Annotated in this window: 20 protein-coding genes; 11 read left to right on the top strand and 9 right to left on the bottom strand. The window is 58.3% G+C overall.

Annotated elements, in window-relative coordinates:
- Nucleotides 1–19: 19 nt before the first annotated feature.
- The 5 genes from ACO0LO_RS15860 to ACO0LO_RS15880 form a co-directional block, all read right to left on the bottom strand.
- Nucleotides 20–337 (bottom strand): hypothetical protein, encoded by a 318-nt coding sequence (locus ACO0LO_RS15860; RefSeq protein ID WP_422965215.1) that lies wholly within the window; start codon nt 335–337, stop codon nt 20–22.
- Nucleotides 338–738: 401 nt separating this feature from the next.
- Nucleotides 739–1854, bottom strand: a complete 1116-nt coding sequence (mltB, locus tag ACO0LO_RS15865; RefSeq protein WP_422965876.1) for a lytic murein transglycosylase B — start codon at nt 1852–1854, stop codon at nt 739–741.
- 49 nt (nt 1855–1903) lie between these two features.
- Entirely contained in the window at nt 1904–3958 is a 2055-nt protein-coding gene (locus ACO0LO_RS15870; protein WP_422965216.1) for a transglutaminase TgpA family protein, read from the bottom strand.
- Nucleotides 3955–4926, bottom strand: a complete 972-nt coding sequence (locus ACO0LO_RS15875) for a DUF58 domain-containing protein (RefSeq protein WP_422965217.1) — start codon at nt 4924–4926, stop codon at nt 3955–3957. Before ACO0LO_RS15875 ends, ACO0LO_RS15870 begins: the two co-directional genes overlap by 4 nt.
- A 17-nt stretch (nt 4927–4943) precedes the next feature.
- Nucleotides 4944–5864 carry an AAA family ATPase gene (locus ACO0LO_RS15880; RefSeq protein ID WP_422965218.1) on the bottom strand — a complete coding sequence of 307 codons (921 nt, stop codon included), beginning with the start codon at nt 5862–5864 and terminating at the stop codon, nt 4944–4946.
- Between the two features lie 202 nt (nt 5865–6066).
- Here ACO0LO_RS15880 and ACO0LO_RS15885 point away from each other — a divergent pair, with 202 nt between their 5' ends.
- The 3 genes from ACO0LO_RS15885 to ACO0LO_RS15895 all read left to right on the top strand — a co-directional run bounded on the left by ACO0LO_RS15885 (nt 6067) and on the right by ACO0LO_RS15895 (nt 9252).
- Complete coding sequence (locus ACO0LO_RS15885) at nt 6067–7005, top strand: histone deacetylase family protein (RefSeq protein ID WP_422965219.1); 939 nt, start codon at nt 6067–6069, stop codon at nt 7003–7005.
- A gap of 151 nt (nt 7006–7156) precedes the next feature.
- The gene (gene ylqF / locus ACO0LO_RS15890) at nt 7157–8101 is read left to right on the top strand and encodes a ribosome biogenesis GTPase YlqF (protein ID WP_422965220.1); all 945 of its coding nucleotides are present in this window, start codon (nt 7157–7159) and stop codon (nt 8099–8101) included.
- A gap of 371 nt (nt 8102–8472) precedes the next feature.
- Entirely contained in the window at nt 8473–9252 is a 780-nt protein-coding gene (locus ACO0LO_RS15895; protein WP_422965221.1) for an enoyl-CoA hydratase, read from the top strand.
- A gap of 79 nt (nt 9253–9331) precedes the next feature.
- Here the strand turns inward: ACO0LO_RS15895 and ACO0LO_RS15900 are convergent, their stop codons facing one another.
- Entirely contained in the window at nt 9332–9997 is a 666-nt protein-coding gene (locus tag ACO0LO_RS15900; RefSeq protein WP_422965222.1) for a GntR family transcriptional regulator, read from the bottom strand.
- A 351-nt stretch (nt 9998–10348) separates the two neighbouring features.
- On the opposite strand from ACO0LO_RS15900, the gene ACO0LO_RS15905 reads away from it, so the two are divergent.
- The 8 genes from ACO0LO_RS15905 to ACO0LO_RS15940 all read left to right on the top strand — a co-directional run bounded on the left by ACO0LO_RS15905 (nt 10349) and on the right by ACO0LO_RS15940 (nt 18075).
- On the top strand, nt 10349–11128 hold the full coding sequence (locus ACO0LO_RS15905; RefSeq protein ID WP_422965223.1) for a PAS domain-containing protein: 780 nt from the start codon (nt 10349–10351) through the stop codon (nt 11126–11128).
- Nucleotides 11129–11314: 186 nt separating this feature from the next.
- Nucleotides 11315–12103 (top strand): DUF4184 family protein, encoded by a 789-nt coding sequence (locus tag ACO0LO_RS15910; RefSeq protein WP_422965224.1) that lies wholly within the window; start codon nt 11315–11317, stop codon nt 12101–12103.
- Nucleotides 12104–12218: 115 nt separating this feature from the next.
- Nucleotides 12219–12593, top strand: coding sequence for a VOC family protein (locus tag ACO0LO_RS15915; protein WP_422965225.1), 375 nt, complete (start codon nt 12219–12221; stop codon nt 12591–12593).
- Nucleotides 12594–12720: 127 nt separating this feature from the next.
- Nucleotides 12721–13191, top strand: coding sequence for a VOC family protein (locus ACO0LO_RS15920; RefSeq protein WP_422965226.1), 471 nt, complete (start codon nt 12721–12723; stop codon nt 13189–13191).
- Between the two features lie 61 nt (nt 13192–13252).
- Nucleotides 13253–13696 carry a TIGR02594 family protein gene (locus tag ACO0LO_RS15925; protein WP_422965878.1) on the top strand — a complete coding sequence of 148 codons (444 nt, stop codon included), beginning with the start codon at nt 13253–13255 and terminating at the stop codon, nt 13694–13696.
- Between the two features lie 200 nt (nt 13697–13896).
- Nucleotides 13897–15213, top strand: a complete 1317-nt coding sequence (locus ACO0LO_RS15930) for an Nramp family divalent metal transporter (RefSeq protein WP_422965227.1) — start codon at nt 13897–13899, stop codon at nt 15211–15213.
- 365 nt (nt 15214–15578) lie between these two features.
- Entirely contained in the window at nt 15579–17141 is a 1563-nt protein-coding gene (locus tag ACO0LO_RS15935; protein WP_422965228.1) for a methyl-accepting chemotaxis protein, read from the top strand.
- Between the two features lie 229 nt (nt 17142–17370).
- Entirely contained in the window at nt 17371–18075 is a 705-nt protein-coding gene (locus ACO0LO_RS15940; protein WP_422965229.1) for a hypothetical protein, read from the top strand.
- A 20-nt stretch (nt 18076–18095) separates the two neighbouring features.
- Here ACO0LO_RS15940 and ACO0LO_RS15945 read toward each other — a convergent pair whose 3' ends face one another.
- From ACO0LO_RS15945 to ACO0LO_RS15955, 3 genes are all read right to left on the bottom strand, one after another.
- Nucleotides 18096–18620, bottom strand: coding sequence for a hypothetical protein (locus ACO0LO_RS15945; protein ID WP_422965230.1), 525 nt, complete (start codon nt 18618–18620; stop codon nt 18096–18098).
- A gap of 109 nt (nt 18621–18729) precedes the next feature.
- Nucleotides 18730–19455: a haloacid dehalogenase type II gene (locus ACO0LO_RS15950; protein WP_422965231.1), complete on the bottom strand. Its 726-nt coding sequence runs from the start codon at nt 19453–19455 to the stop codon at nt 18730–18732.
- Between the two features lie 49 nt (nt 19456–19504).
- Nucleotides 19505–20104 (bottom strand): DUF924 family protein, encoded by a 600-nt coding sequence (locus ACO0LO_RS15955; RefSeq protein WP_422965232.1) that lies wholly within the window; start codon nt 20102–20104, stop codon nt 19505–19507.
- Nucleotides 20105–20124: the final 20 nt, after the last annotated feature.

The raw sequence follows: 20124 nt of genomic DNA on the forward strand, positions 1-20124 counted from the left end.
TCAGCCGCCTGCAGTGTAATTATTGCGGTGTAGCGGAAGTATCGGTTTCTTTTGGTTTGAACTGTTTGTCGCTGATGCGGAATTTTGCGCGACGGTCACCCATCAGTTCACGCAAATCCTTGATGCTGACGTCAGAAATTTCATGCATGCGTATCAACAGGGATGCGCCTACAGGCAGGCGACGATGCCTGATTTTACTGATGACAGGGGGTGCTACTTCCAATGCCCTGGACAGCGCCGCATCATTTTTTAAATGCAATTGCTTGATCAACGTATCCAACAGGTTGTTGGGATCGTAGTCGATATCATCGGATTCAAGCTGAGTCAGATTTGCCATAATTACCTCGCTATTTATTTAAGCTTATTGACGCGGATTGTTGCTTCAATAAAAAATTAATCAAACGGTAATATTGTATCTTTAAAATGGCGTTTACTTGCCATTCGAATAGCAAAACATTGTTAAATCTATTGACACATTGTATAATTTACATGATAAATGTATCATTAGATAACACTAATGTAGTGTAAAACATACTGATTAGCAATTTTTATTGCAAAAAAGCTTGTTTTTTACAAGATTATTTTCCGTCTGGAAATAATGTCTGTTCGGAAGTTTACATGTCATGTTGCAATTTTCCGTCAGAAATCTTGCCTTCCGCTACATAATATTGAACCTCTGCAGCATTTTTCAATACCGGTGTGCAGAACAAAATGCGTTTGCACTGGTTCCCCGAGGATTTATCTGCTGCTGCGCGCTGCTCCTATGACCCTGCCGAGATCGATGACCGACATCGCATAGAAAAAGCTGCGGTTGTATTGCGTGATGGCATAAAAATTATCTGTCGCAAACCAGTATTCGGTCGCGTCGCTGCCGTTTTGCAGATCCACCACACCGTATTGCAGGTTGCCGGGCGCGTCGCCGGCTGTACTTGCAATTGCTTTCAGCTCATCCAGTGTATAGGCGGCCTTCAGGCCCTGGCTCTGGAAACTGCTGACGGCCGCCTTGGCGGCATCGGCGGTATCGGGAGCATAGGCTTCCGGAATTGTCAGCGTGGCCGGGAATACGGTCGGCAATGATTTTTTCCAGCCGTGCAGCGACAGGTAATTGGCCACGCTGCCGATCGCGTCCACTGCGGAGCCTGACAGATCGATCTTGCCATCGCCATCGAAATCCACCGCAAACTTGCGGATGCTGCCGGGCATGAATTGCGGCAGGCCTACTGCGCCCGCATACGAACCTTTATAGGACAGAGGATCAACATTAGAGTCACGCGCCAGCAGCAGCAGGTTTTCCAGTTCCATCTTGAAAAACTCCATTCTCGCCTCGCGGTTAGGCGTATCCGGATAGGCAAAAGCCAGCGTGGTCAGCGTGTCCATGACGCGGAAGCTGCCGGTCATGCGGCCGAAGATGCTCTCCACGCCGATCAGGCCAACGATGATTTCCGGCGGCACGCCGTATTGGCTTTCGGCACGTGCCAGCGCGTCGGCGTACTGGTCCCAGAAGGCGATGCCGGCATCGATGCGGATGGGTTCGACAAAGCGCGCGCGATACGCCTTCCAGTTCTTGGGGCGGCCTGCCGGCGCCGGCTTGACCAGCTTGATCGCCGATTCTATGTAGCGTGTATTGTCAAACGTGGCGGCCAGTTGCGCGCGGTCGAAGCCATGGGTGGACGCCATCTGGTCGATAAATTCGGACACGTCCTTCCATTGCGCGAAGTGGACGTATTCATTGCTTGCCTGGTCGCTGGCCTGTTCGGTCCTGGCTTTGGTTTTCTTTTTGTTCTTGGCGGCAGCATCGGCTGCGTAGCCATGCGGTGCGGCAAGCGAGGTTGCCAGGGACACGGCGACCAGCATTGCCAGGGGAAGGGATTTGGATATTTTCAAGATAAAAGGCTGGAAAGTGTCAGCGGCATTGCGCCAACAGGGTTTTAAGTCTGGAAACGATAGCGGCTTCGGGCAGGCTATTTTTTCCGTATTTGGCGGCGGTATATAAAGCCAGGAATTTTTGCGCCGGCGCAAAAGCTTCTGCGGGCAAGCCCGCTTGCAGGCGGGCAGCGTATGCAGACGGCCCTTCGTGCGGCGGCCTTGCAAACCCCCTCTTTGCCATTTTCTGGCACAGGGAGAAGTATACCTTATCAAGCGGCGCAAGCCGCGCGCGGTTGAGCATCAGCGGCAGTGCAACGATGCCTATTGCCACGGAGCCAACCACGAACAGTAGCAGAATCAGATTGGGCCAGTCTACATCGGAGAAGCCAAGCGAGCGCAGGAAATCCTTCTGCGTAGTGTCATTGTAGTTCAGCACCCACTGGTTCCAGCTATTGTTGAGCGCGTCCCAGCGCATCCTCAGGCTGGACAGCGTGGAATTATTGCCGACGCTGAACAGGCCGGAAATACCCTGTCTCCGCAGCGGCGCATACAGGCTGACGCGGCTGGGCGCAACAGCGGCGGTAGGGTCTACCCGCAGCCAGCCTCGATCCGGCTGCCACACCTCGGCCCAGGCGTGGGCTTCAGACTGGCGCACCTCCATGAAGCCATCGACGACGTTCAGTGCGCCGCCCTGGTAGCCGGTGACCACGCGTGCCGGGATGCCCGCTGCGCGCATCAGCACAACAAAAGAACTGGCATAGTGCTCGCAAAAGCCCTGGCGCGTGGTGAACAGGAAATCGTCTATGCCGTTTACACCCAGCAAAGGCGGTTCCAGCGTATAAGAAAACTTTTCATTGCGGTACATCTGCAGCACCGCATTGACGATCTGCATGTCGCCGCCCAGGCGCGTGCGCAATTCCTTCGCATAGGCCAGTGTCTTGGGATTGTATCCGGGCGGAAGATCCAGCATCGCTTCCCGCATGCTGTCGCCGATGTCGGGTTGCAGCACGTAGCCGGGGTAAGACGTGACCTGATAGCGCAGCCGCTTGCTGACAGGCCGGCTGGCGCGCAACTCCATGCCCGCATTGCGCGTGCTCGCCAAACCTTCCAGCACGGGCGCACCCTCAGGTATATCCATCGCAAACAGCCAGCGCTGGCCACTCGGTTCCAGGATGATTTCCTGCGTGACCGGCTTGCCGCTGAAACTCGCCTGTGGGTTTGCCTGGCCGCGTGCCTGTGGTGACTGTGGCGACTGCGGGCCGGGAAACTTCTGGCTGCCGTGCGTCCATACCTTGCCGTCAAATTCGTCCAGGATGATGCCGCGCCAGTACATCAGCGAGCGCGGCGGTGCCGTGCCTGTGAATTTGACCCGGAAAGCGATGTCGTCCGATAGCGCCAGGTCGCTGATATTGCCCGGCGCCATGGAGTCGGACAAGCCGCTGCGTCCCGCGTTGGCGTCGCTGGGCAAGCCCCACAGCGGCCCCTGTATGCGCGGCACCAGCAGGAAGGCGACCACCGTCAGCGGCACTGCCAGGCCCATGATCAGCGTGCCCATCTTCAGCCTTTGCCACAGCGGCGGCACCAGGCCGGTGTAGTGAAAGGACAATTGCGCTGTCAGCAGCAGCACGACCGTTGCGACGTTCAGCACCGCGGCGCCCATGGTCTGTGAATAGAAGAAGCTCGTCATCTGCAGGAAAAAGCTCAGGAACAGCACGACGAACAGGTCGCGCTTCGCATGCATTTCCAGCAGCTTGCAGGCCAGCAGCAGCACCAGCATCGCCACGCCCGCATCGCGGCCGAAAAACGTGCGGAAACTGGCGTACACACCCGCCATCATCAGCAGCGACACCGGCACCAGCACCCACGATGGTGGCAGCCGCCTGCCGGTCAGCGTCAGCCAGCCGCGCCAAACCAGCAGCCCCAGGCCGGCGGCACTGGTCCACCAGTCCAGGTGCAGCATATGCGGCAGCAACACCAGCAGGCAGGCTGCCATCAGCAGCAGCGTATCGGCCTTATCGCGCGACAGCGGCTGCTTGCGCCACGTAGAGTGCAGGCCGGCCAGTGCAGGAGATGGTTTGTTGACGGGCTTCATAATTCAAATAGTGCGAGCGCCTGCAGGCATTCCAGCCGGTGCGCCTGGCCGGTGCGGGCCGGATAGCTGGCGCCGTGCAGCCGGAATGCATACGGCAGCGCCGTTGCATCCGCATCCAGCACCCAACGCGTCATGCGCGACAATTTCAGTTCGGTGTCCATGCTGCGCGGCAGGCTGTCGAAATCCAGCGTCAGGTCGCTGGCGGAGCCGCCGGCAAATTCCTTGGTGATCAGCGGGCCGCCGGAATCGCTGCCCAGCCTGGCAATATGCTTCCATGCCAGGTGCTTGATCGCATCGCCGACCTGGTAGGCGCGCACGCCCGAAAAATCTTCATTGCCCGCATGGCCCTGGCCGTCCGACTGGCTGGAACCCGCATACGGCAGCGGCGGCGCATGCAGTTCCGGCTGGGGATACACCAGTGCCTGCGCATCGGGCAGCCAGGTGCTCCAGGCGCGCAGCAGGCCCAACGGAAACCAGGTCTGCAGCCGCACGCGCGGTATCGGCAGCCGGCCGCGCTGCACGGTTGGAGCGCTGAGCTGCACGCTGGTGCGGCTGTCCGGCGCAATGTCCACCGCCTGTTCCTGATGGCCTGCGCCGGCAAAGCCGATGAAGACCGCATAGCGCTGGTGCTTGCGTCGGTTGATCAGGTGCAGCGTGAACTGCGCTTCTTCCCCGGCAAACACCGGCTGCACCGGACCGGCCAGCAGGTGCAGGTATGCCAGGTTGCGGAAGGTGAGGAAGGCATTGACCCATGCACAAGCGCCCAATACGAAGGTCAGCGCAAAACCCAGGCTCAGGCTGTAGTTGGTGGCGGCAATGAACAGCACCAGCAGCAATAGCACGAACACCATGCCGGACTTGGCGGGCAGTGTGAATACGCGGCGCTGTTTGAGGAACACCTCGCCGGATTCCGGCTTGTGCTCCAGGAACACCATCCGGCGGAACTTCTGCTGCAAGGCGGCGAGCATGGGAATCTGCATCGTCTTTATAGCGGCACCTTCAGCATCAGCTGGCCCAGCAGTTCGCTGCTGGGGCTGATCTTGCCGCTGACCGATTTCAAGGGGCGCAGCCGGTGCGCCACCACGGGGATCAGCACGGCCTGCACATCTTCCGGCAACACATGGTCGCGTCCTTCCAGCGCCGCCCAGGCGCGCGCCGCCTGCAGCAGCGCAATGGCGGCGCGCGGGCTCATGCCTTCGGCAAACAGGTCGCCCTGGCGCGTCGCATGCGCCAGCGCCTGCACATAATCCACCAGCGAATTGGCGGTGTGGACCTGCTTCAGCGCCTGCTGCGCTTCCAGCAGTTCGCTGGGCTGCATTGCGGTCGGCAGCGAATTGAGCAGGCTGCGCCGGTCTTCGCCCAGCAGCAGCGCGCGCTCGGCGGCTGCATCCGGATAGCCCAGCGACAGGCACATCAGGAAGCGGTCCAGCTGTGATTCCGGCAGTGCAAAGGTGCCGACCTGGTAGCTAGGGTTCTGTGTGGCGATGACAAAGAAGGGATGCGGCAGCGGCCGCGTCTGTCCTTCGGCGGTGACCTGCCGTTCTTCCATTGCTTCCAGCAATGAGGACTGGGTCTTAGGCGTGGCGCGGTTGATCTCGTCAGCCAGCAGCACCTGCGTGAAGACAGGGCCGGGGTGGAACACGAACTGGTTCTTTTCGCGGTCGAAGATGGAAATGCCGGCGACATCGGCCGGCAGCAGGTCGCTGGTGAATTGCAGCCGGTTGAACTTCAGCCCCAGCGATATCGCCAGCGCATGCGCCAGCGTGGTCTTGCCCACGCCGGGCACATCTTCTATCAGCAGGTGGCCGCCGGCCAGCAGGCAGACCAGCGACTGGCGTATTTGCAGATCCTTGCCGATGATGATGCGGCCTACCTGTTTGGCGACATCGTGCACTTTGGAGAACATGGGTTTGCCTTAGGGACATTAACCCGGTTAGTGTAAACGGATTCACGGTATTTGTTCTTCGCAGCGACGGCGATTTAAGGGCAATTTGCAAAAAAGTCCGATTCGGTTGAAACTAGAGTATCTGCTCCCACCCGGGAGGCAGGCGTTCGTGCAGCACTGAGACAGCGGACCTGACCAAAACCAGCACACTACAATATCGCCCATGACCACCGCGTTTTACACCCACGCCGATTGCAAGCGCCATGAGATGGGGTCCTGGCATCCCGAATGCCCGGAACGTCTGCAGGCGATAGAAGACCAACTGATCGCCAGCCGCATCGACAGCCTGATCGACTATCGTGAGGCGCCGCCGGCCGATGAGTCGGAACTGGCGCGCGTGCATACCGCCGATGCCATTTACCGCATCCGCGAAAACTGCCCCACCGCAGAATCCGAATATACCTATTTTCCGCTGGATGCCGATACCAGCCTCAATGCCTATAGCTGGCGCGCCGCACTGCGCGCCGCCGGCGCCGCTGTCGCCGCCACCGATGCGGTCATCGCCGGGGAACTGGATAATGCATTCTGTTCGGTGCGCCCGCCGGGCCACCATGCAACGCCTTCCGAGGCGATGGGTTTTTGCCTGTTCAATAACGTCGCCATCGCCGCCAAACATGCGATGGACGTGCATGGCCTGAAAAAAGTCGCCATCGTCGATTTCGATGTCCACCACGGCAACGGCACCGAAGCCGCGTTCATCGGCGACCCACGGGTGCTGATGGTGAGCTTTTTCCAGCACCCGTTTTACCCATTCTCCGGCACTGGCCACCCTGCGGCCAACATGGTCAACGTGCCGGTGCCGGCGCATAGCTACGGTGAGACGGTGCGCCAGGTCGTCATCGATCAATGGCTGCCCGCGCTGCATGAGCACCAGCCGGAAATGATCTTCATTTCCGCCGGCTTCGATGCACACCGGGAAGATGACATGGCGCAGATGGGCCTGGTGGAAGCCGACTATGCGTGGATCACGCAAAAAATCATGGAGGTCGCCAAGACCTATGCCAAAGGCCGTATCGTCAGCTGCCTGGAGGGCGGCTACAACCTGTCCGCGCTGGGCCGCAGCGTGGTTGCGCATATCAAGGTATTGGCGGAACTGGAATAGCCGTTTTCGGGATTTTTCGGGTATTTCACGCAAAAACCATGAAAATCATTGTTTTTGCTGCCATTTTTATACCAGTTTACGCAAACAAATCGGCTATCGGCGGCACAAGTCCGTAAAATAGCGCTTTGTTTAGTAAAAAGAAGAACTTAGCATGTCGATACAATGGTTCCCAGGCCACATGAACGCCGCCCGCAAGAAAGCGGCGGAGTCCATGGAAAGCACCGACCTGGTCATAGAAGTGCTGGACGCGCGCATTCCGCAGGCAAGCTGCAATCCCATGGTGGAACAGCTGCGCCTTTTCCGTCAGCGTCCCTGCCTCAAGATCCTGAACAAGAGCGATCTTGCCGACCCTGCCGCCACCAAGGCCTGGATCGATTTCTACAATAGCCAGAAAGGCGTACGCGCCGTTGCGCTGAGCTGCAAGAAGCCGTCCGACGTGGCCCGCATTCCTGCGCTGGCGCTGGAATGCGCACCGCACCGCGGCGTGCCGACCAAGCCGCTGCGCATGATGATCATGGGCATTCCCAACGTCGGCAAATCGACGCTGATGAATGCACTGCTGAAAAAGCGCGTTGCCAATGTCGGCGATGAGCCTGCGGTGACCAAGGTACAGCAGCGCCTGTACCTGGGCAAGAACATGATACTGACCGATACACCCGGCATGCTGTGGCCGAAGATCCAGCATCCTACCGACGGCCTGATGCTGGCGGCTAGCCATGCGGTCGGCGTCAATGCGCTGATTGAGGAGGAGGTGGCGACTTTCCTGGCCGAGCAGCTGCTGGCGATGTATCCGCAATTCCTGACGGCGCGTTACGGCATCAAGACCGAGGGCATTGATGCCGTCAGTGTCGTCGAGGGAGTGGCGCAGAAACGGGCTTATAAGCTGAAGGGCGGCGACTGGGATTTCGAGAAAGCCGCGCATACCCTGCTGCTGGATTACCGCAGCGGGGCGTTGGGGCGGGTCAGTCTGGAGACGCCGCAGAGCAGGGAGATTTTGCTGGCGAATTATGTGCCGCCTGTGTTGTTGGGGCAGGGGAAGACTACGGATGTGTCTGTGGGGGAGCAGGGCGATTTGGATCCGTTGGATCGCCAATAAACCGATTCACGTCACGTCTGACTCAGTTTCTACGGTCAACGAGATGTTTTGATTGCTGGCCGGGGGTAGCCCGGCTGCTACATACCTTTTTTGCTTCGCCAAAAAAGGTATGCCAAAAAAGGCGACCGCAGACTTGCCTTCGGTGACGGAGCAAGCTCCATCACATTTTCTGCACCACAAAAAACGGGAAACAGACGAAACTCGCCTACGGCTCAAACAACGTCTGTTTCTGATCCATTTTCTGCCGCGCAAAAAATGCAGCGTCCCAAGCGGATGAACTTCAAAAGCGACATCAAGAACAACCCCCAACGTCAAAATCAAAGCAACTCAAGTTTAAACGTGGGGAATCTATTTCAAAATACGGAGGCATCATGGAACAGCCCTATGTATTGCGTTCTGACGAAGGCGGCGTTGCGACGCTGACGCTGAATCGTGGGGAGCGGTTTAATCCTCTTTCTGAAGAAATGATGGCGGCCTTGCAGGCTGCGTTTAAAGACATTGCGCAGGATGAGGGGGTGCGTGTTGTGGTGCTGGCGGCGGCGGGCAAGGCGTTTTGTGCGGGGCATGATCTGAAGCAGATGGTGCAGACGCCTGAGGCGGAGTATTACAAGACGCTGTTCCAGCAGTGCAGCAAGCTGATGCTGCAGGTTCAGCAATTGCCGCAGCCGGTGATTGCGCGGGTGCAGGGTGTCGCGACTGCGGCGGGGTGCCAGCTGGTGGCGATGTGTGATCTGGCGGTGGCGGCTGTGGAAGCGCGGTTTGCGGTGTCGGGCGTCAATGTCGGGTTGTTCTGCTCGACGCCGGCGGTGGCCTTGTCCCGCAATGTGCCGCGCAAGCAGGCGATGGAGATGCTGTTGACGGGTGACTTTATTGATGCGCAGACGGCCTTGCAGCGCGGGCTGGTGAACCGGGTCGTGGCGGCCGAGGAGCTGGATGTGGAAGTCGCTCGGCTGGTGGCCAGTATCCTGGCCAAGCCGGCGGTGGCGATTGCGATGGGCAAGCAGCTGTTTTACAAGCAGCTGGAAATGGGCATAACCGCCGGCTACCAGTTGGCTGGGCAGACCATGGCCTGCAATATGATGGAAGAGACGGCGCAGGAAGGTGTACAGGCTTTTGTCGAAAAGCGTGCGCCTGGCTGGAAAAAAATCTGAAGAACTGCGCCGAATTGTAGCCTGGATGCAGCGTAGCGCAATCCGGGCTATTTTTTTCTTGGTTGGCCTGGGCCTTACCTCAACCGTTGATGACTTTGCGGGCAAACATCTCCAGCGAATCCATCAGCGAATCGGACGCCTTTACGGCCTGCTCCTCATTGCCCTTGGCAATCGCCTTGGCCAGCAGCATGTGGCAGCGTGCGCTTTCCTCAATATCGCCTTCATGCTGGTAGGCGTACCAGAAGCGTCGGCATTTGATGATCAGCGGCGTAACGGCTTTTACCGCTGAAGGGTTGCGGCAGGCTTCGTGGATCATGTGGTCCAGCGCCTGGTCTGCATCCATATAGACGCCCAATTCCCTCTGCTTGGCGGCTACCACCATCTTGTCGGCGCTGGCCATGATGTCTTCCCTTTGCTGCGGCGATGCGCGGCGGGCAGCACTGCTGGCGATCAGGTGTTCCAGCACGCGGCGGGTTTCTATCAGCGTCATGTGCTCGGCGGCTTCGATGTCGCTGATGATGAGGCCGCGCCTTGGCAATTGCACGATCAGGCCGTTGGACGACATCCGCATCAGCGCTTCCCGCAGTGGCGTGCGCCCCAGTCCGGTGACATCCACCAGTTCGGATTCCACCACCGGCGAGCCTGGCTTTAATTTAAGGGTGACGATCATGCTCTCGATGGCGTCATAGGCGACGTCGGCGGCACGTAGTTTGGGAAGGGCGGGTTTTGTCGGCGTCTCTAGCATTTTTATCCAGATTCTGTATTTTCTACGGATTTTACCGGTATCTTGGAAAATTTTAACTTGTTATTAGTCAAAACTAAAAATTTAATAAGAAATATGACGTAAAGGGGCGACATATTTCCATCGATTATTCTGCGTTTCAATTCCGCCAGGCGAAACAACAGTGCCTGACCAGCATTGGTCGCGCGACAAGGGGCAATCCGTACAAAAATATCTGCAAGCATGCGAAATGACGATGCCGTGTGATGCTAAAGAGGTTAATGATTGTAAAGATAGTTGCAAATATCTTAATTAATTGATATGGTCAAACAGTGCGATTTTGTCGCTCCGCATTCCGATTCCACAACCAGCCGTATGAATAATATTCCCAGACATCCCTCTCCTGTCGAACGCGACATCTTTGCCAAACGCATTGCCAACGTCTTTTTTTCCGAGTTTTTGTTTGATGCTTTGCCGGACGTCGTTTTTTTCGTCAAGGATATGAATGGGCGCTACGTGGTGCTGAACCAGACGCTGGCCCGGCGCTGCGGCTGTAAGGACAAGAGCGAGCTGATAGGGCGCACCGCTGCAGAAGTATTTCCCGCTGCGCTGGCCAGCACCTATGAAGAACAAGACCAGTTGGTGCTGAGCGGCGAGCAGGAATTTCACAACCAGCTGGAGTTGCACCTGTATCCCGAGCACGATCCCGGCTGGTGCCTGACCAAGAAAGTGGCATTGCGCGATGCCGGCAAGAACATCATCGGTCTGACAGGCATCTCGCGCGACCTCGCCATGCCCGACCAGCGCGACCCGGTCTACCACAAGATATCCGCCGCCGTCCGGCATCTGCACACGCATTATGAGCAGAACATACAGATGGCCGACCTGGAACAGCTGACCGGCTTGCCGGGTACGCAGATAGACAGCCATTTCCATAAAATATTCTCGCTGGCGCCGCGGCAGATGATGACCAAGATAAGGCTGGACGCCGCCTCGGTAATGCTGGCCGACCTGGACAAGAGCATGGCCGACGTGGCTGCCGATTGCGGCTACCAGGACCAGACGATATTTTCACAAGTCTTCAAGGCCACGGTCGGCGTTACGCCGCGCCAGTACCGGGATGTGCTGGCCAGGAACCGTAGCGCAGGCAACTGACGCCTTCTCGCGTGGGCCCGGCCGCGGAGCGCCTGCTTCATGGCGCCGGTGTCATCGCCCGCGCTGTAGGCAGCTTTGTAGCCCGCCTACAGCCGCTTCATAGCACACACCACAGCGGGCTGCACCGCAGGTAAAATACGGCAACGCACCTCTGTCTGCCTTGCCTGCCTTATTGGAATCGCTTCCTTGCCTTTTACTCTATCCCACCCCGCCGCCATTCTTCCGATCCACAAGCTGCTGGGTCGCCGGGTTTCCATCTCAGCGATGGCCATCGGCAGCATGGCTCCGGATTTTGCCTATTTTTTGCCTGGCATTCATGGCCAGATGACGCATAGCCTTATCGGCATCCTGAGCTTTTGCCTGCCCGCCGGCTTGCTGGTGTACCTGATCTTTCATTTATTGATCAAGCGTCCGGCGAGCTTGCTGCTGCCCGGTTTCATTTCCACACGCCTGCGCAGCAATGTGTTCGAATCTTCGGCCTTGCCGCAGGTATCCTCCTGGGTCGTGGCCTGGTCGGTGATGCTGGGGGCTGCCACGCATATTGCCTGGGATTCGCTGACGCACCGCAATTCCGCGGTCGTCAACCACATTGATTTTTTGCGTACAGTGATCTACAGCAGCGACGGCTATGACTGGTACCTGTACAAGCTGCTGCAGCACATCAGTACTGCCCTGGGTCTGCTGGTGCTGGCCTGGTGGGTCAAGTCCTGGCTGGACCAGAAGCCCGCCGCAGCGCCTGTAACGGATACAAATGAGATGGAACTACCGGGAATGCTCAAAGTCTATCTATCTGCCGGCATCATTGCCGCCGGCGCAGTATGCTGTGGCGTTGCCGGCCTGGCGCATCCGCTGGTGCCGCTGGAACGCTGGCTGTTTTACGTGGTGGTGGCCGGCCTCAGCGGCTTTGTCCTGGCTTTGCTATCCTATTGTGCGATATGGACCGTGTTTGCCGGTAGCCGCCGGCGCGATGCCTGAGCGAGAAACGGATTTGCTTGGGTTTGCCTGGGTTTGTCTCAGCTCCCGGGTTGTCGCGAGGGATTTATCCATGAAGCCATTCATGGGTTCTACGAAATTATTCAAGGAGTTGCTGATGCCTACAATTTATGGCCTCAATCATGTGCAGATCGCTATCCCCAAAGGGGGCGAAGACAAGGCTCGCCAGTTTTATAGCGGCCTGTTGGGCCTGAACGAAATCCCCAAGCCGGCCAACCTGCTGGCACGCGGCGGCGCCTGGTTTGAATGCGGCCCTCTGCAATTGCATCTGGGCGTGGAGGCGGAAGATTTTAAGCCGGTCAAGAAGGCTCACCCTGCGCTGATGGTGGATGATCTGGAATATTTCCTGGACCGTCTTCAACAGGCAGGCTACGACACCCGCATGGACGAACCGGCGGAAGGTTATCTGCGCGCCTATACCAGCGACCCTTTCGGCAACAGCATAGAATTGATGTACCTGCGACCCGCCTGAGTCCGGTTTTCCGTTCGCTTGCAACGGCGGGCGGTTCAGGTGGGATAGTCCGCGCAAATGCACTATCATGAAGAGGCGGTACGCTGTACCCGTAATTTCCTGATTGCATATTGTTGAGGAGCATTCCATGGCCGCAGAACAGGCAGCATCGCCAACCCCGTTAATCCGCGAAATGAATGCCTACCTGCGCGTCAAAGGCGCGCCGCGGGCGATTGATTTTTACAGGCAGGCCTTCGGTGCCACAGAGCTGTTTCGCCTGAGCGAGCCGTCCGGCCGCATCGGCCATGCAGAACTCGACATTGGCGGCTACAAGCTGATGCTGTCGGACGAATATCCGGAGCATGATATCCGGGGGCCGGAATCCGCCGGTGTTGCCTGCGCGATGTACCTGCAGGTCAGCAATGCCGACCTGGTCGTTGCGAACGCCATTGCCGCTGGCGCCACGGTCATCACGCCGGTGGAAGACCAGTTCTACGGTGAACGCAGCGGTAAACTGCGCGACCCTTTCAGTCATCACTGGATGATCAGCCAGACCATCAAGCAAGTGTCGCCAGAGGAAATGCAGCAGCGCTTTAACGCGATGTTCACATCCGCATGAACGAAGCTGCCTGTGCACCTGCAGATTTATTTTTTGAGGAACTATGAACGACGCAGCATGGATGCCGGTGGCGCGTAAAGAAATCGGTATCGCCCGTTTCGCGGCAGGGCAGAGCAATCCGCGCATCACCGAATATCACCAGCACACCAATATCCGCGGCTACGATGATAAGGTCGCCTGGTGTTCTTCATTTGCCGACTGGTGTATGCGCCAGGCCGGCATTGCCGGCACCGGTTCTGCGCTGGCACGCTCCTGGCTGGAATGGGGGGCAGCGCTGCAGCAACCCAGGCCCGGCTGTGTCGTCGTCGTGACACGCGATGATCCCGCCAGCTGGAAAGGGCATGTCGGCTTTTATCTGCGCAGCGATGCAGAGTTTATATATCTGCTGGGCGGCAACCAGCTGGACGAAGTCAGGGAGCATTTTTATCCTCTGGATTCGGTGCTTGGCTACCGCTGGCCGGAACCTTCTTCGATGTCGTCTATCAGTAGCCCTGACGGGGCATAGCGTAATCGGGGAAATACACCACCGACTGTGAAAATCAATCCCGGATTGCGCTGCGCTCCACCCAGGCTACTTTTCTCTGTTTTTTTGTGTGGCGCGAACTGCCGCCATCCCATCACGCCGCTATCGTCATCTTCGCCAAAATCAATCGGCATTCATTTGTTTATAGGTAGAATAGAGTCATCCTATCTCGATTGCCCGCCATGTTCGGTTTGCCCACCACTGCCACCGCTCCGTTTTGTCCGTCTGAAGTGGCTGGCACCGTCTTTATTCCTCGCAACGCGCCGTTCTGGAAGAAGGCCTTGCGGTTTGTCGGGCCGGGGCTGCTGATTTCCATCGGCTATATGGACCCGGGCAATTGGGCGACCGCCGTACAGGCAGGGTCGCAATTCGGATACCAGCTGTTGTTTGTCGCGTTGCTGTCCAGCCTGGCGGCGATTGTGCTGCAATGCCTGAGCATGCGCCTGGGCATCGCCACCGGCAAGGACCTCGCGGTGTTGTCGCGCGAAAATTATAGTCCCGGCATCAATAAATTCATGTGGGTGCTGGCCGAACTTTCCATCATTGCCTGTGATCTGGCGGAAGTACTGGGCTGCGCGCTGGCCTTCAAGCTGTTGCTGGGCGTGCCGCTGCCTTACGGCGTGGTGCTGACGGCGCTCGATACCGTACTGGTGCTTGGCTTGCGCGGTAAGGGCTTCCGGCAAGTGGAGGCCATCGTGCTGGGCCTGGTGCTGACGATTGCCGTTTGCCTGTTCACGCAGCTGGCGCTGGTCGGCAATGACTGGCACGCGATTGCCGCCGGCTTTGTGCCTTCGCTGCAGGCCCTGTCCAGCCGCGAACCGCTCTACCTGGCAATAGGCATACTGGGCGCGACCGTCATGCCGCATAACCTGTACCTGCATTCCTCCGTCGTACAGACCCGCGTGGTGGAAAAGAACGACCACGGCAAACGCGAGGCAATCTGGTTCTCGCGGCTGGATACCATCTTTTCCCTGCTGGTCGCGCTGATGATCAACGCCGCCATCCTGATCCTGGCGGCCTCCGCCTTCCACCGCACCGGCAATACCTCGGTGACCGATCTGGACGAAGCCTATCATTTGCTGGACCCCATTACCGGCACGGCCATGGCCGGCATCCTGTTCGGCATAGGCCTGTTTGCGGCGGGACAGAGTTCCACCTTCACCGGCACCATCGCCGGCCAGGTCATCATGGAAGGCTTCCTCAAACTGAAGCTGCCCTGTTACCAGCGCAGGCTGATCACACGCGGCCTGGCGCTGGGCCCGGCGCTGGCCGGCGTGCTGATGCTGGGCGAACATTCGGTAGGCAGGCTGCTGGTGATGAGCCAGGTCGTGCTCAGCCTGCAACTGCCGTTTGCGATGTATCCACTGATCCGCATGACGGGCCGCCGGGACCTGATGGGCAGCTTCGTCAATTCGCCGCTGACGAAAGTCATAGCGTGGATTTTATTCGCCATCATTTCCGCGGCAAACATCTGGCTGGTGCTGCAAGCGTTCGCCTGAACGCGTTCACCAAAAACACTGCCGCAAACGTTGCCACAAGCACTGCCACAGCGGACCTCTTCCGTTTACCTGCACCAACGGCCCGGCTGAACATAGCCGTTCTTCAGCTATTGCGAAGATAGAAATTTACAATCCCCTGAAACGATGCCGTGCCGAAATATTTTTTCGGATTTGTGCTATTTTGTGGCCTGCTTGCTTGCCTCCACAGGAGGCCGCAAGGCGGCAAAGCAATCGGCACTGCGTCCGCTTGCAAAGCCTGCGCACGATCAAAGCACCATTGAAAAACGAATGCCATCGCCATTGCCATTGTCATAAGCGATGGCGACGGGGATGGCGCTCGCATGTTCATCACTTCAAGGATAAAAATGAATTTCAAGAATTTGCGCATCGGGCACAGGCTGGGACTCAGCTTCGGTATCGTGGCGGTATTACTGGCGGTGATCGCCGCGCTGACCTTCCTGCGCATAGAGTCGCTGAACCGCGATATCGACGCCACCAATAACTACCTGTATCCAAAAACCGTGCTGGCCAAAAAGATCAAGGACAAGGTCACCGAAGCCGTCATCAGCATGCGCAACGCCTTGCTGCTGACAGACCAGGCGCAGATCAAGGATGAGCTGGACAGCATAGAAACCGGCGCAAAAATCATCGTCGCCTCGATAGAAAAACTGGAGAAGACCGCAGGCACAGAGGAAGACCGCCAGTTCATCGCCACGTTGACAGGCATACGCAGCAAATTCGTCACGGCCCGCACGCGCTTCGCATCGCTGGTGCTGAACAATGAGATCGACAAGGCGCGCGAGGCGCTGTTTGCCGAAGTGCGCCCTGCACAGATGGCTTACTATGGCATCCTGGACCAGTTGGTCGCGCATGAAGACAGCCTGATGCAGGAGTCCGGCAAGCTGTCCGGCCAGAATGCTTCGTTGACCAAGAAGCTGATCCTCGCGCTGACACTGGTAGCGCTGGCAATTTGCGCCAGCGTTGCGTGGTACACCACCCGTTCCATCACGGTCCCGCTAGCGAATGCCGTTGCAATCGCGCGCAAGGTGGCAGACGGTGACCTCACCAGCATCATCGTGGTCGATACTGCCGATGAAGCCGGCCAGTTGCTGAGTTCGCTGAAAGACATGAACGAAGGTCTGCTGAAAATCGTCAGCCAGGTGCGCGACGGCACCGGCGCCATTGCCGTGGCCTCCACCGAAATCGCCGCCGGCAATGCAGACTTGTCCAGCCGTACCGAACAGCAGGCCGGCTCGCTGCAGCAGACTGCCGCCGCAATGGAGCAGCTGACTTCCACCGTCAAGCAGAATGCTGACAATGCCAACCTCGCCAACAGCACGGCAGCAGATGCCTCCAGAGTGGCAAGCGCCGGCGGTGTTGTGGTCGGCGAGGTCGTCAAGACCATGTCTTCCATCAATGAATCGTCGCGCAAGATTGTCGACATCATCGGCGTCATTGACAGCATTGCCTTCCAGACCAATATCCTGGCGCTCAACGCCGCAGTGGAAGCGGCTCGCGCGGGCGAGCAGGGCAGGGGCTTTGCGGTAGTCGCCACCGAGGTACGTAACCTCGCACAACGCTCCGCCGCCGCGGCAAGGGAAATCAAGACACTGATCGATGATTCAGTGGAAAAGGTAGGTTCCGGTACCAAGCTGGTGGAACAGGCCGGCAGCACAATGAACGACATCGTCAACAGCGTCAGGCACGTGGCAGATATCATCGCCGACATCAGCGGCGCCAGCAAGGAGCAGACCGCAGGCATAGAACAGGTCAACCAGGCGATATCGCAAATGGATGAAGTCACGCAGCAAAACGCGGCACTGGTTGAACAGGCCGCCTCCGCCTCGCAATCGTTGCAGAGCGAGGCGGATAGCCTGGCGCAGGTGGTCAGCGCGTTCAAGCTGAATAATATGCCACGGCGTGCGTGAAGGAGGCGGAGTGACAAGCCGTATGCGGTAACGAACATATTTCGTAGGTTGGGCTGACGCTCCATCAGCCCAATACTCAGCCTCCGCACATCAACTACGCCTGGGTATACGTCGAACGTTGGGCTGATGACCCGTTAGCCCAACCTACGAAACTGAATAATATGCCGAGGGGATAAGGACAGCCCAGGAAGCCTGCGGTATCATCTGCCACCTCATCCATAAAGTTGACATGACATTGACCACGCTCCCTGATCGCGCGACCACGCAGGAAACCTGCCTCTGGCTGGCCGCGCAAACGAATTCGCCCTGGACCCTGGCGCGCCTGCTGGAACAAGGCTTGACGCCCTATGTCTGGCTCGACTTCGTTGACCAGCTGGCCGAGCTGTTTGCAGAGGGCATCACCGGCTATGCGGCACCGGTTGTGTTTATTGACGATATACAAAGGCTGGCCGCCGGTAGCGACGATGTGCTGATCCGGTTTACACATGATTCAGAACGCATCGCGATCCAGTTGAAGGCGCCGGGCCTACGACGGCCGTTGGCGGACCTGCGCTTTTTCCGGCGCGATATTGCCCAACTGGCACAGGACCTGCTGAATCCGGCACCGGTTGACATAGCGCCGCCGCCCAAGGCAAGCCTGAAGGGCCTTACGGCAGAAGAAGTGCTGAACGCTTTTGGCGGGATTGCCAGAATGGACCTGGCGAAGGCGCTGGCCGGTGCAGCCGGCATTTTCGGCGATGATGGCGCCCGGGTCCGTAAGAATTCCCGCGCCGGGAAAAATTCCTATCTGTGGAATCCGGTTACGCTAGCCTTCGGTTTGAATGATGCGCACCGGGTGCCGATGCCGCACCTGAAGAAAGCGTTTGCCACCCAGCCTGTTTTGAAGGAATGGCAAGATGCGTGGCAGGAGTCGCTGAGCTTGCTGGGAGAATGAGATACCAAGCTGCAACCGACTCAATCCACCTTTCCCGTATTCGCAAAATTCTTCAACCGCCCCAGCTGCTCCGCCAGCATGCCGTTGACGGCCGGCGCCATCTTGTCGAAGCCGCCCTGCATATAGCCGCCTACGCTATAGGTCACTTCCATCTTGCTGGCAGGCTTGTCTGCGGTGGCGCCTGGCACGGTGGTGATCTGCCAGGTCATGCTGCCGGCCAGGCCCGAGCCTTGCATCGGCCCCATCGCGCCTGTCATCCGAAGCACCTTGCCGGGCACTACATACACTACAGCCAGGTGCTGCACGCTGCCGCCGTTGGGCAGCTTCTCGCAGAAGCAGCCGCCGGCATGCGCGTCGATGGACATGTTTTTGGCATTGCCGGAAAACGTGTGCTCGGAATTCCACCAGCCGCCGATGTCGCTGACGAGGGTTTTATAGGCCAGGTCCGGCGGCAGGTTGACAGTGATGTCCTGCTTGATCAGGAAGCCGGAAGGGCTGACGTTGACCACCTCGGCGTGGCAGGGGGCTGCCAGGGTAACCAGCATGAGCGCCGCCGGCAGGGCGGAGACCAAGGTCTTTATTGCGGCAGTAGGCATAATGGGCTTTCGATGGGTTTTCGATGGGCTTTCATTCCTGTCGTCTGGCGGGGGCGTGTCAGTCGCAACCCAACTGGCCGGCCAGGTCGGTCAGGCTGCTGGCATGGAAGCTGTTGTGCGGGCTGGGTGAGATGTCCTTGGGGTGGCTGCTGCCATATTCCAGCGGGCGCTCTATATATGCCGTCTTCAGGCCGCAGGCGCGCGCGGAATCCAGGTCGCTCTGGTGCGCGGCCACCAGCATCACCTGGTCCGGCCGAACGTCGAATACCTTGCTGACGCCGAGATAGGTGGCGGGGTCCGGCTTGTAGGCCCTGAATACTTCGGCCGAGAGCACACAATCCCACGGCAGGCCGGCGTTTTTCGCCATATTGGTCAGCAAGCCGATATTGCCGTTGGATAGTGTGCAGATCGTGAAGCGGCTTTTCAGCCTGTGCAGGCCGGGCACCGAGTCCGGCCAGGGCGACAGTCTGTGCCAGACCTTGTTCAGGTGCCGTTTCTGTTCTTCACTCAAATGGGTGATATTGAAATCGATGAGCATCTGGTCCAGTATCAGTCGATGCAGGTCGTCAATCAGCGTCCAGCCGAGTTCACCGGACATTACCCTTTGCATCGCCGGCACGTAGCCGGAGCGCCAGGCGAGGGCGAACTTGTCTGCATCCACCGCCAGGCCCATGGCTTCTACCTCTTTCTTGATGCTGCCGTGCCAGTCGGCCACGGTGCCGAAGATGTCGAAAGCCAGTATCTTGATATCGTCTTTTAAGTGATTAATTGCGTTGTCAGTCACGGAGTCTCCATTTTTTTATATTTTCCCGAGCGGGATATTGGCGCAGAGTCTAAAACGACGATCCCTTTTCTTGCAGGAAGGCTGTTTCTTCCGCCGTCGAGCGGCGGTCCAGGATGCGGTTGCGGTGCGGGAAGCGGCCGAAGCGTTCTATGATCGCATGGTGTCGCCGGGCGAAATCGGCATAGCCGGTAAACGCCTGGCCGTTGCTGCCGGTTCCGAGGGCGGCAAGCTTGTCAAACTGCTGCAAGGACAGCCGCTGGTCTTCCAGCAATTCTGAATGTTCCAGCGGCAGGTAGAAAAATGCACGCTGTATGGGCGTCAGTTCCAGGTCCAGGCCGGCGGCCATTCCTTGCTTGCACCAGCTGCGCGCCAGTTCGTCATACGCAAAGGCCTGCGGCGTGTCACGGTACATATTGCGGGGAAACTGGTCAGTGAGCAGGATCAGCGCCAGCAGGCCTTGCGCCGACCGGGTCCATGGTTCCAGGATGCCGGTGGACGCTTCCTGCGTATAGAAGATGAAGCGCTGGCGTATCAGCGTATCGATCTCCGGCTGCTTTTGCCACCACATCTTGCCCTGCTTCTTGGCAGTGGCTTCGTCATCCGGGTCGGTGCCGAACCAGAATCCCAGTATGCTGTCTATCGTTTCCATGGCTTATCCCTTCAATATTC

Origin of the sequence: Undibacterium sp. TJN25 (assembly GCF_049339885.1) — a bacterium.
Taxonomy (GTDB): domain Bacteria; phylum Pseudomonadota; class Gammaproteobacteria; order Burkholderiales; family Burkholderiaceae_D; genus Undibacterium.